This is a genomic window from Ideonella sp. (genome assembly GCF_035254525.1).
In the GTDB taxonomy this organism is placed as follows: domain Bacteria; phylum Pseudomonadota; class Gammaproteobacteria; order Burkholderiales; family Burkholderiaceae_C; genus Ideonella.
In genome coordinates this window covers 13,799-26,162 of sequence record NZ_DATFAN010000210.1, presented here as the reverse complement: position 1 = coordinate 26,162, position 12,364 = coordinate 13,799, and the positions used below count along the sequence as shown (strand labels likewise).

Genomic DNA, 12,364 nt, shown 5'->3' with positions numbered 1-12,364 from the left:
CGCGGTGGCAATCTGTCGTAACGCTCGTGATTTCATGGCGATTTGCGCCACCGGCGCGTCAGCGCATCCAGCCCTTGCGCCGGAAATACAGCAGCGGCGCGGCCACCGACGCGGCCATCAAGGCGATCGCGTAGTAGTAGCCGTAGGTCCATTGCAGCTCAGGGATGCGCTGGAAGTTCATGCCATAGATGCTGGCTATCAGCGTCGGCGGCAGCAGTGCAACGCTGGCCACCGAAAAGATCTTGATGATCTTGTTCTGGTTGATGTTGATGAAGCCGACGGTGGCATCCATCAGGAAGTTGATCTTGTCGAACAGGAAGGCCGTGTGCGAATCGAGTGAATCGATGTCGCGCAGGATCTGCCGCGCCTCCTCGAACTGCTCGGCGTTGAGCATGCGGCTGCGCATCATGAAGCTGACCGCGCGGCGCGTGTCCATCACGTTGCGGCGGATGCGGCCGTTCAAGTCCTCCTCCTTCGCGATCGCGCCCAGCGCCTCGCCAGCGGCGCGGTCGTCGACCTCTTCCTTCAGCACCCGCGCGCTGACCGCCTCCAGGCTGTCGTAGATGCCTTCGAGCGCATCGGCCGAATACTCGGCATCGGCGTCGTACAGCTTGAGCAGCACATCCTTCGCGTCCTCGATCAACGCGGGGATGCGGCGCGCGCGCAGGCGCAGCAGGCGAAACACCGGCAGGTCCTCGTCATGGATCGAGAACAGCACGTTGTTGTAGAGGATGAAGGCCACGCGCACGTTGCGCGGCGTGACGTCGTCGTCGATCAGGAAGTCGGAGCGGATGTGCAGCTCGCCGTTGTCTTCCTCGTAGAAGCGGGCCGATTCCTCGAGGTCGTCGTCGACGATGTTGTCGGGGATGCGCAGGCCGAAACGGCCGTGGATCCAGCCGATCTCCTCGGCGGTGGGCGCTTCGAGGTCGACCCAGACCGGCTGCACCTCGGCCAGCTCGGCGGCCGAGTCGATCTCTTCTTGCAGCAGGCGGCCGGAGAGCCGGCCTTTGTCCAGCGTGAAGACGTTGAGCATTCGTGGGCTCCAGCGGTCCGGCCGCGCCTTCGGCGGCGGCCGCGATATCACTTCAGGGGGGGCTTGTCGGATGCAACCGCCCACCCTGGCAACTCAGCGGCCTTCAGGGCCGATGTGCGCTGGAGCAGGCGGTCACCGAGGGTGGGAACTGTCCACGGTGGCGTTTCGGGTGGTGAATAACCGGCGGATTATCGCCCGCCGCGAAGGCGTTCGACGCCGGTCATTCCGGCACCAAACGACACAGTCTAACCGGCGGCGCGGGCCGCCCTTGTCCTTGTCAAAGCCAGGACCCAGGGGCACACTGGACCGGACCGGTGGCGTCATCTGGACGTCACAAAGCCGGCTGGGCCTAGCCGGTGCGGTGCGCAACCCCAAGCCCTGCGAAGGAGGCCTCGATGAACTTGACGATCAGCGGACATCACCTGGAAGTGACACCTGCTCTGCGCGAGTACGTGCTCACGAAGCTGGAGCGCATCACGCGCCATTTCGACCAGGTGGTGGATGTAAGCGTGCTGCTGACGGTGGAGAAACTGAAGGAGAAGGAACGGAGGCAAAAGGCCGAGGTGACCCTGCATGTGAAGGGCCGCGACATCTTCGTCGAACAGTCCCACGAGGACCTGTACGCCGCGATCGACCAGTTGATGGACAAGCTCGACCGCCAGGTCTGCCGCCACAAGGATCGGCTGCAGGACCATCACCACGAATCGGCCAAGCGCCAGGGGGCGAGCGCCGCCTAGCGACCCAACCCATTCACGATCAGGCGGCCCGCGGGCCGCCTTGTCATTTGTTGAGAACTAATCACGCCTTGCCGGCGCCGGAATGGCTAGACTGTTGCTGCAACGCAGCATCCCGGGTCAACCCAGGAGCGCACACCACCGTTTTCAACCGTGGTATGCAACCGATTTCTATAATCCGCCCCCTTAAAGCCGGAGGGATCACCGGCCGAAAGACTGCACGCCATCTGACCGTTGTTGTCGAAAGAGCCGTTCATGAACCGCCTTGCCGCCATCCTGCCCGTGGACAACGTGCTGGTGGGTGTTGACGCGACCAGCAAGAAGCGCGCGTTCGAGCACGCCGGCCTGCTGTTCGAAAACCAGCACGCCATCGCCCGCGCCACCGTCACCGACAACCTGTTCGCTCGCGAACGCCTGGGCTCGACGGGCCTGGGGCATGGCGTGGCCGTGCCGCACGGCCGGGTCAAGGGCTTGAAGAACCCGCTGGCCGCGGTGTTGCGGGTGCAGGACCCGATCCCCTTCGACGCGCCGGATGACGAGGCGGTGAGCCTGCTGATCTTCCTGCTCGTGCCCGAAGCCGCCACGCAGCGCCACCTCGAGATCCTGTCCGAGATTGCCGAGTTGCTGTCCGACCGCGAGTTGCGCGAGAAGCTCAAGGCAGCGCCCGACGCCGCCACGGTCCACCGGCTGATCGCCGACTGGGAACCGCTGAAGTCTGTGGCGTGAAGCCGATCTCCATCAGCGCCGAGGCGCTGTTCGAGGAACACCAGCCTTCGCTGCGCTGGGAATGGATCGCCGGCCACGCCCACCCCGAGCGGCGTTTCGATGAAGCCGCGGTGCGCGATGCGCGCTCGGCCGCGGACCTGGTCGGCTATCTGAACTACATCCACCCATACCGCGTCCAGCTCGTCGGCCGGCGCGAGGTGGCCTACCTCAACGATGCCCCGCCCGACGTGCTCGAGCGTCGCATCCAGCGCATCGTCACGCTCGAGCCGCCGGTGATCATCGTCGCCGACGACCAGCGTGCGCCGGACCGTCTGGTCGCGATGTGCGACCGCGCCGAGATCCCGCTGTTCATCACCTCGTCTTCCGCCGGCCACGTGATCGACGTGGTGCGTTCGTACCTGAGCCAGCTGTTCGCCGAGCGCACGACGCGCCACGGCGTGTTCATGGACATCCTCGGCCTGGGCGTGCTGCTGACCGGCGAATCGGGCCTGGGCAAGAGCGAACTCGGGCTGGAGCTGATCTCGCGTGGCCATGGCCTGGTGGCCGACGACGCGGTCGATCTGTTCCGCGTCTCGCAGAGCACGCTCGAAGGCCGCTGCCCCGACCTGCTGATGAACCTGCTCGAGGTGCGCGGCATCGGCCTGCTGGACATCAAGGCGATCTTCGGCGAGACGGCCGTGCGGCGAAAGATGCGCCTGAAGCTCATCGTCCACCTCGTGCGCAAGGAGACGATGGAGCGCGAGTTCGAGCGCCTGCCCTACGAGCCGCTGTACGAGGAGATCCTCGAGATCCCCGTGCGCAAGGTGGTGATCGCGGTGGACGCCGGCCGCAACCTCGCGGTGCTGGTGGAAGCCGCGGTGCGCAACACCATCCTGCAGCTGCGCGGCATCGACACCTACCAGGAGTTCATCGCTCGTCACCAGGCGGCGATGGATGCCCTGCGGGAGCCCTGACCGGCACCCCGCCGCTGCTGGGCCGGTGCTCGCACACGGGCTTGGTGCACACGGCGTACAGCGCCAGCGTGTGGTCGTGCAGCTCGAAGCCGCGCGTCTGCGCCACGGCGCGTTGCCGTGCCTCGATCTCGGGATCGAAGAATTCCTCGACGCGGCCGCAGGTCAGGCACACCAGGTGGTCGTGGTGGTGCCCCTCGTTCAACTCGAAGACCGACTTGCCGGATTCGAAATGGCTGCGCACCAGGATGCCGGCCTGCTCGAACTGCATCAGCACGCGGTAGACCGTCGCCAGGCCGATGTCGGAACCCTCACCGAGCAGGGCCTTGAAGACGTCTTCGGCCGTCATGTGGCGCACCGGCGATTTCTGGAAGATCTCGAGGATGCGCAGGCGTGGCAGCGTCGCCTTCAAGCCGCTGCTCTTCAGTTCGTCGACGTGGGTGGTCATGGTCGTGCTCGGGCGGTCGTCGCGGTCAGGGCGGCCGGGGCGGGCCGCTAGAATCGTCGCATCATAGCCAGCCCGGCCCTGCCGCTGGCATCCGCCGTGCCTTGTCCATAGTGTCCCTGGTGCGGTGACGGATGCCGCGGCGATGCATCGCCACCGCGCCCGTCACGGCGCCCCCCCGCCCATGCCCGTCGCCCGTTCCCCCCGCCCGATCTTCCTGGCCTGCGCCGTGGCCGGCCTGGCCGCGCTGTCCGGCTGCACGCTGGTCACCCGCACGATGAGCGACGGCATCACCAGCGTCATCACGCCCTACCGGGTCGAGGTGGTGCAGGGCAATGTCGTCACGCGCGAGCAACTCGCCGCGGTCAAGCCCGGCACTCCGCGCAGCCGCGTGCGGGATGTGCTCGGCTCGCCGCTGATCGCCGACCCCTTCCACGCCCAGCGCTGGGACTACGTGTTCGTCATCCGCCGGCCGGGCACCGAGCCGCAGCAGCGCTCGGTCGTCGTGCTGTTCGATGGCGACAACGTGAAATCGGTCGAGGCGCCCGACCTGCCGAGCGAGCTGGAGTTCGTCGCCTCGATCAGCCGGCCCAGCCGTGGCGGCGAGCCGCCGAAGCTCGAGCTGACGCCCGAGGAGCGTGCGGCGCTGCCGCCGCCGCCCAAGGTCGAAGCCACCACCGCCGCCGTCGAGCCCCAGGGCGCGATCCGCAACTACCCCCCGCTGGAGGCGCAGTGATCAAGGTCGCCATTGCCGGCGCCAGTGGCCGCATGGGCCGCATGCTGATCGAAGCGGTGCAGCAGGCACCCGACTGCGAGCTCGCCGGCGCCCTCGACCGCCCCGGCAGCCCGGCGACCGGCCAGGACGCCACGGCTTGGCTGGGCCGGCCCAGCGGCGTGCTCGTCACCGACGACATCGCGCAGGGCTTGGCCCGCGCCCAGGTGTTGATCGACTTCACACGCCCCGAGGGCACGCTGGCCCATGTGGCCGCGGCCCGGGCGCGCGGCGTCGCGATGGTGATCGGCACGACCGGCTTCAGCGAGGCCCAGAAGGCCGAAATCGCCGCCGCCGCGAAGGCGATCGGCATCGTGATGGCGCCGAACATGAGCGTCGGCGTCAATGTCGTGCTGCGCCTGCTGGACATGGCCGCGCGTGCGCTCAGCGAGGGATACGACATCGAGATCGTCGAGGCGCATCACCGGCACAAGGTCGACGCGCCCAGCGGCACCGCGCTGGCGATGGGCCAGACCGTCGCCCAGGCGCTGGGCCGCGACCTGGAGACCTGCGCGGTCTACGGCCGCGAAGGCGTCACCGGCGAGCGCGACCCGTCGACGATCGGTTTTGCCACCGTGCGCGGCGGCGACATCGTCGGCGACCACACGGTGATGTTCTGCGGCACCGGCGAGCGCATCGAAATCAGCCACAAGGCCTCGAGCCGCGTCGGCTATGCCCAGGGCAGCCTGCGTGCGGCGCGCTTCCTGGCGCAGCGCGCGGCGGGCCTGTACGACATGGCCGACGTGCTCGGGTTTCGCTGATGGAAGGCCTGCAGGGGTTCTGGTTCCAGAGTGACGCGATCGGCCGCACGGTCGCGTTGATGCTGCTGCTGATGTCGATCGGCGCCTGGGTGCTGATCTTCTGGAAGACCTGGGTGCTGCACCGCGCCCGCGTCGACCTGCAGCGCGGCATCGATGCCTTCTGGAATGCGCCGGATCGCCAGGCGGCGCGCGAGCGCCTGGCCGCGCTCGACCGCGAGGGCGTGATCACCCCGCTGGCCGAGGCCGCCTTCATCCAGCCCGGCAGCGGCACGCTGCAGACCCACGGCGCCATCGAATCGCAGCTGACACGCCGGCTGCGCGACGCGCTGCACGCGGGTCTGGCGCACCTGCAGATGGGCCAGGTCTTCCTGGCCTCGGTCGGCGCGACCGCGCCCTTCGTCGGCCTGTTCGGCACCGTGTGGGGCATCTACCACGCGCTGCTCGGGATCGCGACCGCCGGCGGCATCACGATCGAGAAGGTCGCCGGCCCGGTCGGCGAAGCGCTGGTGATGACAGCCGCCGGCCTGGCGGTCGCGATCCCCGCGGTGCTGGCCTACAACGTGTTCGGCAAATGGCTCGGCGCCTGCGAGGCCGAGCTCGAGGGCTTCGCGCACGACCTGCGCGAGATCGCCTTGCACAACGACTGATCGCCGGGCAGCCACGATGGCCTTCGGCCGCCTCGAGCGCACCCGCGCGCCACAACCGATGAGCGACATCAACATGACGCCGCTGATCGACGTCATGCTGGTGCTGCTGGTGATCTTCATCATCACCGCCCCGCTGATGAGCAGCAGCCTGCGGCTGGACCTGCCCAAGGCCGAGGGCAGCCGGGCGAGCGAGACGCCGGTCTTCATCGCCATCGCGATCGACGCCGCGGGCCAGCTCTATCTCGGCGAGCAGGCGATCACGCTGCCCGAACTGCGCGAGCAGGCCCAGCGCGCCGCCGGCCGCGACAAGGCGACCGAGGTGCAGCTGCGCGCCGATTCCAGCGTGCCGTACGGCCGCGTGGCCGAGCTGATCGGGCTGTTGCAGGAAGCCGGCCTCTCGCGCATCGGCTTCATCACCGCCGGCGGACCGGCGGCGGCTGCCAGCGCGCCGAGATAAGGGGCCCGCAGGGAGCGGCATCCCTACAATTGGCGGATGAACGAGAAATACGTCCCCGCCGAGGTCGAAAACGCTGCCCAGGCCCACTGGAACGCGCGCGACGCCTACCGCGTCACCGAGGATCAAGGCAAGCCCAAGTTCTACGCCTGCTCGATGCTGCCCTACCCCTCGGGCAAGCTGCACATGGGGCACGTGCGCAACTACACGATCAACGACATGCTCACCCGCCAGCTGCGGATGAAGGGCATGAACGTGCTGATGCCGATGGGCTGGGACGCCTTCGGCCTGCCGGCCGAGAACGCGGCGATGAAGAGCAGCGTGCCGCCGGCACAGTGGACCTACTCGAACATCGCCTACATGAAGCAGCAGATGCAGGCGATGGGGCTGGCCATCGACTGGTCGCGCGAGGTCGCCACCTGCTCGCCCGAGTACTACCGCTGGAACCAGTGGCTGTTCCTGAAGATGCTGGAAAAGGGCATCGCCGAACGCCGCACCCAGGTCGTCAACTGGGACCCGGTCGACCAGACGGTGCTGGCCAACGAGCAGGTCATCGACGGCCGCGGCTGGCGCTCGGGCGCGCTGGTCGAAAAGCGCGAGATCCCCGGCTACTACCTGAACATCACGACCTACGCCGACGAGTTGCTGGCGGCCGTGGCCAACCCCGAGGACCGCAACTACCTCGCCGGCTGGCCCGAGCGCGTGCGCCTGATGCAGGAGAACTGGATCGGCAAGAGCGAGGGCGTGCGCTTCGCCTTCCCGCACGAGATCCATGGCGCCGACGGCCGGCTGATCCAGGACGGGCGGATGTACGTCTTCACGACGCGCGCCGACACCATCATGGGGGTCACCTTCTGCGCCGTCGCGCCCGAGCACCCGCTGGCCGCGCACGCGGCGGCGTCGAACGCGGCCGTGGCCGCCTTCATCGCCGACTGCGCGCAGGGCGGCACGACCGAGGCCGAGCTCGCCACGCAGGAGAAGAAGGGCGTGCCGACGGGGCTGAAGGTCACCCACCCGCTGACCGGCGAGCAGGTCGAGGTCTGGGTCGGCAACTACGTGCTGATGAGCTACGGCGACGGCGCGGTGATGGGCGTGCCGGCGCACGACGAGCGCGACTTCGCGTTCGCGTTGAAGTACGGCCTGCCGATCCACCAGGTCGTCGCCGTCGAGGGCGAGACTTACTCGAACGCGGCCTGGGCCGAGTGGTACGGCGACAAGCAGCGCGGCCGCTGCATCCATTCCGGCGTGCTCGACGGCCTGGCCTACAAGCCGGCGGTCGACAAGGTGGCCGAGATGCTGGCCGCCAAGGGCCTGGGCGAGAAGAAGACCACCTGGCGCCTGCGCGACTGGGGCATCAGCCGCCAGCGCTACTGGGGCACGCCGATCCCGATGATCCACTGCGACAGCTGTGGCTCGGTGCCGGTGCCCGAGAAAGACCTGCCGGTCGTGCTGCCCGAGGACCTGATCCCCGACGGCTCGGGCAATCCGCTGAACAAGTGCGAGGCCTTCCTGAAGGTCGACTGCCCGTGCTGCGGCAAGCCGGCGCGGCGCGAGACCGACACGATGGACACCTTCATCGACTCGTCGTGGTATTTCATGCGCTACACCTGCGCCGACAACCACGGCGCGATGGTCGACCCGCGCAACGACTACTGGATGCCGATGGACCAGTACATCGGCGGCATCGAGCACGCGATCCTGCACCTGCTGTATGCACGCTTCTGGACCAAGGTGATGCGCGACCTCGGCCTGGTCAAGGTCGACGAGCCCTTCAAGCGCCTGCTGACGCAGGGCATGGTGCTCAACCACATCTACAGCCGGCGCACCGACAAGGGCGGCATCGACTACTTCTGGCCGCACGAAGTCGACAACGTCTTCGACGAAGGCGGCAAGATCGTCGGTGCCAAGCTCAAGAGCGACGGCTCGGCCGTCGACTACGAGGGCGTCGGCACGATGTCGAAGTCGAAGAACAACGGTGTCGACCCGCAGGAGCTGATCGACCGCTACGGCGCCGACACCGCGCGCCTGTTCGTGATGTTCGCCTCCCCGCCCGAGCAGACGCTGGAGTGGAACGACGCCGGCGTCGAGGGTGCGCACCGCTTCCTGCGGCGCGTCTGGGGTTTCGGCGCCAAGCATGCCGCGCTGCTGAAGGCCGCGGGCGATGTCGGCGCCGATCTGTCGCCCGAGGCCAAGGCGCTGCGCCGCGAGGTGCACCTGGTGCTCAAGCAGGTGAGCTACGACTACGAGCGCATGCAGTACAACACCGTCGTCTCCGGCGCGATGAAGCTGCTCAACGCGCTCGAGGGCTTCACGCCCACCGGCGCGGCCGGCGATGCCGCCGTGCTGCGCGAGGGCTTCTCGGTGCTGCTGCGCGCGCTGTACCCGGCGTGCCCGCACATCACCCACGCGCTGTGGGCCGAGCTGGGTTATGCGGCGGCCCTGGGCGACCTGCTCGACGCCCCGTGGCCCGCGGTCGACGAGGCCGCGCTGGTGCAGGACGAGATCGAGCTGATGCTGCAGGTCAACGGCAAGCTGCGCGGCGCGATCAAGGTGCCGGCGGCGGCCGACAAGCCCGCCATCGAAGCCGCCGCGCTCGCCAGCCCCGACTTCGCGAAGTTCGCCGAGGGCAAGCCGCCGAGAAAGGTCATCGTCGTGCCGGGCCGCCTCGTCAACGTGGTGGTCTGACGGTGCCGACGATGCAGTCGCCCGGGCGCAGGTGGCTCATCGCCGCTGCCGGTGCGGCAGCGCTGGCCGGCTGCGGCTTCAAGCTGCGCGAGCCGGCCCGGCTGCCGTTCACCAAGCTCGCGATCAGCGGCTTCAAGCCGGCCTCGCCGATGGCCGATGCGCTGCGCCAGGCGCTGCCGCGCACGGTGACGGTCGTCGCGCACCCCAAGGACGCCGAGGTCGTGCTGGTCGTGGTCGAGGATCGCTTCGACAAGACCGTGGCGGCCTCGACCGCCGCCGGCCAGGTGCGCGAGTTCCGCCTGCGCGTGACGCTGCGCTTCAGGCTCGACAGGCCCGACGGCAGCCCTCAGCTGCCCGAGCAGCGGCTCGAGCTGGTGCGCGACATGAGCTACAGCGAGACCGCCGCGCTCGCGAAGCAGGTGGAAGAGGCCGGCCTGGTGCGCGACATGCGCATGGACCTGGCCGACCAGCTGCTGCAGATGCTGTCGGCGGCCGGCTCGTCGGGCCCCGCGGCATCGTCGCCGGCCCGGGGCTGAGCGGGCCCGCGCCGCCATGCAGGTCCGCGCCGACCAGCTCGCCACGCAGCTTGCGCGCGGCGGCCTGAAGACCCTCTACACGATCCACGGCGACGAGCCGCTGCTCGCGCAGGAAGCCGCCGATGCGCTGCGCACCGCCGCGCGCGCGGCCGGCTTCAGCGAGCGCCAGGTCTTCACCGTCAGCGGCGCGCACTTCGACTGGAGCAGCGTGCTCGGTGCCGCGCAGTCGATGGGCCTGTTCGCCGACAAGAAGATCATCGAGATCCGCATCCCGAGCGGCAAGCCGGGCAAGGACGGTTCGGCCGCGCTGCAGGCGTATTGCGAGGCGCTGTCGGAAGACGTGCTGACGCTGGTGCACCTGCCCCGCCTGGACCGCGAGCAGCTCAACGGCGCCTGGTTCGGCGCGCTGGACCGTGCCGGCGTCACGCTGAAGATCGAGCCGGTGGGCCGGGCGGCGCTGCCGCGCTGGATCGCCCAGCGCCTGGCGGCGCAGGGCCAGCGGGTCGCTGCCGGTGAAGAGGGCGAGCAGGCGCTGGCCTTCTTCGCCGACCGGGTCGAGGGCAACCTGCTCGCAGCGCACCAGGAGCTGCAGAAGCTGGGCCTGCTGTACCCGGCCGGCGAGCTGGGCTTCGCGCAGATCGAGGCGGCCGTGCTGGACGTGGCCCGTTTCGAGGGCGGCCAGCTCATCGGGGCGGTCTGGGCCGGCCAGGTGGCCCGCGCGCTGCGCATGGTGGACGCGCTGAAGGCCGAGGGCGAATCGGCCGTGCCGGTGCACTGGCAGCTCGCCAACGACCTGCAGTCGCTGCGCCGCGCGCGCCAGCTCGTCGCGGCCGGCAAGCCGCCGCCCATGGCCTTGCGCGAGGCGCGGGTCTGGGGCGACAAGGAGCGCGCCTTCGAGCCGCTGCTGTCGGGGCTGGACGACGCGGCGCTGACGCTGGCACTGGAAGCCGCCAGCACCTGCGACGGCGTGATCAAGGGCCTGCGCCGTCCCGATTGGCCCGAGGAGGCCTGGGACGCCCTACGCCGGCTGGTGCTGGTGGCGCTCGACCTCGTGCGCCAGGCCCGCGCGGCGGGCGGCCGCCGCGGCGCTCCCGGCCCGGGGCCGTTGGCCTTGCAGGCCGAGATTCAGTAGCCGCGCCGGCGGTCCACCAGGTGGGCCAGCGGCTGGCCGGCGCGCAGCGCGCGCACGTTGGCCGCCACCACCGCCGCAGCGCTGCGCGGGTCGGTCTGCGCGGCGGCATGCGGCAGCACCGTCACCTGCGGGTGCGCCCAGAACGGGTGCCCGGGCGGCAGCGGCTCGGTCTGGAAGACATCGAGCACCGCATGCGAAAGCTGCCCCGAGGCCAGCGCCGCCAGCAGGTCGGCTTCGACGACATGCGCGCCCCGCGCCAAGTTGACCAGCGCCGCCCCCGGCTTCATCGTGGCCAGCGTGCGGGCGTCGAACAGGCCTTTTGTCCGCGGCGTCAGCGGCAGCAGGTTGACGACGATGTCGCTGCCGGCCAGCAGCGGTGCCAGCGCGTCCGGGCCTTCGTCCACGGGCACCGGTACGGCCCGGTCGGCCGAGCGTGACCCGCCCTGCCGCCACCCCCGTACGCGCAAGCCCTGCGCCGCCAGCCGCGCCGCCACGGCGCAACCCATTTCACCCAGGCCGAGCACGACCACCTGCAGCTCGTCGGCGCGGCGCTGTGGCAGCGCCCGCCACTGCCCCGCGGCCTGCTGCCGTGCATAGGAAAAGAAGCCGCGCTGCAGCGCGAGCACAGCCCACAGGGCGGTCTCGGCCATCGCGGCGCTCATCGCCGGGTCGACCATGCGCGCCAGCGGCACGCCGGCCGGCAGCGTCGGATCGGCCAGCAGCCGGTCGACCCCCGCCCACAGCGACTGCACCAGCCGCAGCGCCGGCAGGCCCTGCAGGCTTCCCGGCGGCGGGTTGGCGACCAGCGCGATGTCGACATCCGCCGAAATCAGCCGCTCCAGCGAGGCCTCGATGCACTCGCCCGGCAAGGCCGCGCGCAGCGCCTGCAGCCAGGCTTGCCGCTCGCCAGCGTCGAGTTCGCCGCACAGGAAGATGCTCATGGCCCCAGCGCGACCCGATCAACGCCTGGCCACGCCAGTGGCCAGCGCCAGCAGCCGCTCCAGGCCCCATTGAACGGTCGCCGAGCGCACGGCCGTGCGGTCGCCGGGCCAGACGCGGTGCTCGGCGCCACAGCTCGGGCCGCCCGCCGCCTCACGCGCCGCCAGCGCGAGCCAGACCAGGCCGACCGGCTTGCCCGGCGTCGCCCCCCCCGGGCCGGCGATGCCGGTCACCGCCAGCGCCAGGTCGGCCGGGCTGTGCGCCAGCGCACCGGTGGCCATCGCGCGGGCAACCGGCTCGCTGACGGCGCCGTGCGCGGCGATCAGGCCGGCATCGACGCCCAGCGCCTCGGTCTTGGCCGCATTGCTGTAGGTGATGAAGCCGCGCTCGAACCAGTCGCTCGAGCCCGCCACGCTGGTGCACAGCGCGGCGAACAAGCCGCCGGTGCAGCTTTCGGCCGTTGCCAGCCGCAGCCCGCGGCCGCGCAGCGTATCGGCCAGCACGGCCACGCGCTCCATCAGGGCATCGTCGTCGTTCAGCAGCGGCATCG

At 69.9% G+C, this 12,364-nt stretch carries 14 protein-coding genes; 10 read left to right on the top strand and 4 right to left on the bottom strand.

The window, feature by feature from the left end:
- Positions 1-58 precede the first annotated feature (58 nt).
- Positions 59-1,033 (bottom strand): magnesium/cobalt transporter CorA, encoded by a 975-nt coding sequence (gene corA / locus VJ693_RS23845; RefSeq protein WP_324158396.1) that lies wholly within the window; start codon positions 1,031-1,033, stop codon positions 59-61.
- Between the two features lie 395 nt (positions 1,034-1,428).
- Here corA and hpf point away from each other — a divergent pair, with 395 nt between their 5' ends.
- From hpf to hprK, 3 genes are all read left to right on the top strand, one after another.
- On the top strand, positions 1,429-1,770 hold the full coding sequence (gene hpf, locus VJ693_RS23840) for a ribosome hibernation-promoting factor, HPF/YfiA family (RefSeq protein WP_324158395.1): 342 nt from the start codon (positions 1,429-1,431) through the stop codon (positions 1,768-1,770).
- 252 nt (positions 1,771-2,022) lie between these two features.
- Complete coding sequence (locus VJ693_RS23835) at positions 2,023-2,493, top strand: PTS sugar transporter subunit IIA (RefSeq protein ID WP_324158393.1); 471 nt, start codon at positions 2,023-2,025, stop codon at positions 2,491-2,493.
- On the top strand, positions 2,490-3,446 hold the full coding sequence (gene hprK, locus VJ693_RS23830) for an HPr(Ser) kinase/phosphatase (RefSeq protein WP_324158391.1): 957 nt from the start codon (positions 2,490-2,492) through the stop codon (positions 3,444-3,446). The genes VJ693_RS23835 and hprK overlap by 4 nt, the downstream gene beginning before the upstream one ends.
- On the opposite strand, the gene fur is transcribed toward hprK, so the two are convergent.
- On the bottom strand, positions 3,400-3,891 hold the full coding sequence (gene fur / locus VJ693_RS23825) for a ferric iron uptake transcriptional regulator (protein ID WP_324158389.1): 492 nt from the start codon (positions 3,889-3,891) through the stop codon (positions 3,400-3,402). The genes hprK and fur overlap by 47 nt on opposite strands.
- A gap of 181 nt (positions 3,892-4,072) precedes the next feature.
- Between fur and VJ693_RS23820 the strand changes: the two genes are divergently transcribed.
- The 7 genes from VJ693_RS23820 to holA are packed head-to-tail and all read left to right on the top strand — an operon-like array spanning position 4,073 to position 10,875.
- Entirely contained in the window at positions 4,073-4,624 is a 552-nt protein-coding gene (locus VJ693_RS23820; protein WP_324158388.1) for an outer membrane protein assembly factor BamE, read from the top strand.
- Entirely contained in the window at positions 4,621-5,421 is an 801-nt protein-coding gene (dapB, locus tag VJ693_RS23815) for a 4-hydroxy-tetrahydrodipicolinate reductase (RefSeq protein WP_324158386.1), read from the top strand. The genes VJ693_RS23820 and dapB overlap by 4 nt, the downstream gene beginning before the upstream one ends.
- Complete coding sequence (locus VJ693_RS23810) at positions 5,421-6,068, top strand: MotA/TolQ/ExbB proton channel family protein (RefSeq protein ID WP_324158383.1); 648 nt, start codon at positions 5,421-5,423, stop codon at positions 6,066-6,068. Before dapB ends, VJ693_RS23810 begins: the two co-directional genes overlap by 1 nt.
- A gap of 16 nt (positions 6,069-6,084) precedes the next feature.
- Complete coding sequence (locus VJ693_RS23805; RefSeq protein ID WP_324158381.1) at positions 6,085-6,525, top strand: biopolymer transporter ExbD; 441 nt, start codon at positions 6,085-6,087, stop codon at positions 6,523-6,525.
- Between the two features lie 36 nt (positions 6,526-6,561).
- On the top strand, positions 6,562-9,207 hold the full coding sequence (gene leuS, locus VJ693_RS23800) for a leucine--tRNA ligase (RefSeq protein ID WP_324158379.1): 2,646 nt from the start codon (positions 6,562-6,564) through the stop codon (positions 9,205-9,207).
- A gap of 11 nt (positions 9,208-9,218) precedes the next feature.
- Positions 9,219-9,743, top strand: a complete 525-nt coding sequence (lptE, locus tag VJ693_RS23795; protein WP_324158475.1) for an LPS assembly lipoprotein LptE — start codon at positions 9,219-9,221, stop codon at positions 9,741-9,743.
- 16 nt (positions 9,744-9,759) lie between these two features.
- Positions 9,760-10,875 carry a DNA polymerase III subunit delta gene (gene holA, locus VJ693_RS23790; RefSeq protein WP_324158378.1) on the top strand — a complete coding sequence of 372 codons (1,116 nt, stop codon included), beginning with the start codon at positions 9,760-9,762 and terminating at the stop codon, positions 10,873-10,875.
- On the opposite strand, the gene VJ693_RS23785 is transcribed toward holA, so the two are convergent.
- Both VJ693_RS23785 and VJ693_RS23780 read right to left on the bottom strand, forming a co-directional pair.
- Positions 10,869-11,816, bottom strand: a complete 948-nt coding sequence (locus VJ693_RS23785; RefSeq protein ID WP_324158376.1) for a glyoxylate/hydroxypyruvate reductase A — start codon at positions 11,814-11,816, stop codon at positions 10,869-10,871. The genes holA and VJ693_RS23785 overlap by 7 nt on opposite strands.
- Positions 11,817-11,834: 18 nt before the next feature.
- On the bottom strand, positions 11,835-12,362 hold the full coding sequence (locus tag VJ693_RS23780) for a CinA family protein (RefSeq protein ID WP_324158374.1): 528 nt from the start codon (positions 12,360-12,362) through the stop codon (positions 11,835-11,837).
- Between the last annotated feature and the right edge of the window lie 2 nt (positions 12,363-12,364).

Coding starts and splice junctions, on each gene's coding strand:
- VJ693_RS23820 (WP_324158388.1), top strand. CDS start 4,073: ATGCCCGTCGCCCGTTCCCCCCGCCCGATCTTCCTGGCCTGCGCCGTG.
- VJ693_RS23805 (WP_324158381.1), top strand. CDS start 6,085: ATGGCCTTCGGCCGCCTCGAGCGCACCCGCGCGCCACAACCGATGAGC.
- VJ693_RS23780 (WP_324158374.1), bottom strand. CDS start 12,362: ATGCCGCTGCTGAACGACGACGATGCCCTGATGGAGCGCGTGGCCGTG.
- fur (WP_324158389.1), bottom strand. CDS start 3,891: ATGACCACCCACGTCGACGAACTGAAGAGCAGCGGCTTGAAGGCGACG.
- leuS (WP_324158379.1), top strand. CDS start 6,562: ATGAACGAGAAATACGTCCCCGCCGAGGTCGAAAACGCTGCCCAGGCC.
- VJ693_RS23785 (WP_324158376.1), bottom strand. CDS start 11,816: ATGAGCATCTTCCTGTGCGGCGAACTCGACGCTGGCGAGCGGCAAGCC.
- corA (WP_324158396.1), bottom strand. CDS start 1,033: ATGCTCAACGTCTTCACGCTGGACAAAGGCCGGCTCTCCGGCCGCCTG.
- hpf (WP_324158395.1), top strand. CDS start 1,429: ATGAACTTGACGATCAGCGGACATCACCTGGAAGTGACACCTGCTCTG.
- VJ693_RS23835 (WP_324158393.1), top strand. CDS start 2,023: ATGAACCGCCTTGCCGCCATCCTGCCCGTGGACAACGTGCTGGTGGGT.
- lptE (WP_324158475.1), top strand. CDS start 9,219: ATGCAGTCGCCCGGGCGCAGGTGGCTCATCGCCGCTGCCGGTGCGGCA.
- VJ693_RS23810 (WP_324158383.1), top strand. CDS start 5,421: ATGGAAGGCCTGCAGGGGTTCTGGTTCCAGAGTGACGCGATCGGCCGC.
- holA (WP_324158378.1), top strand. CDS start 9,760: ATGCAGGTCCGCGCCGACCAGCTCGCCACGCAGCTTGCGCGCGGCGGC.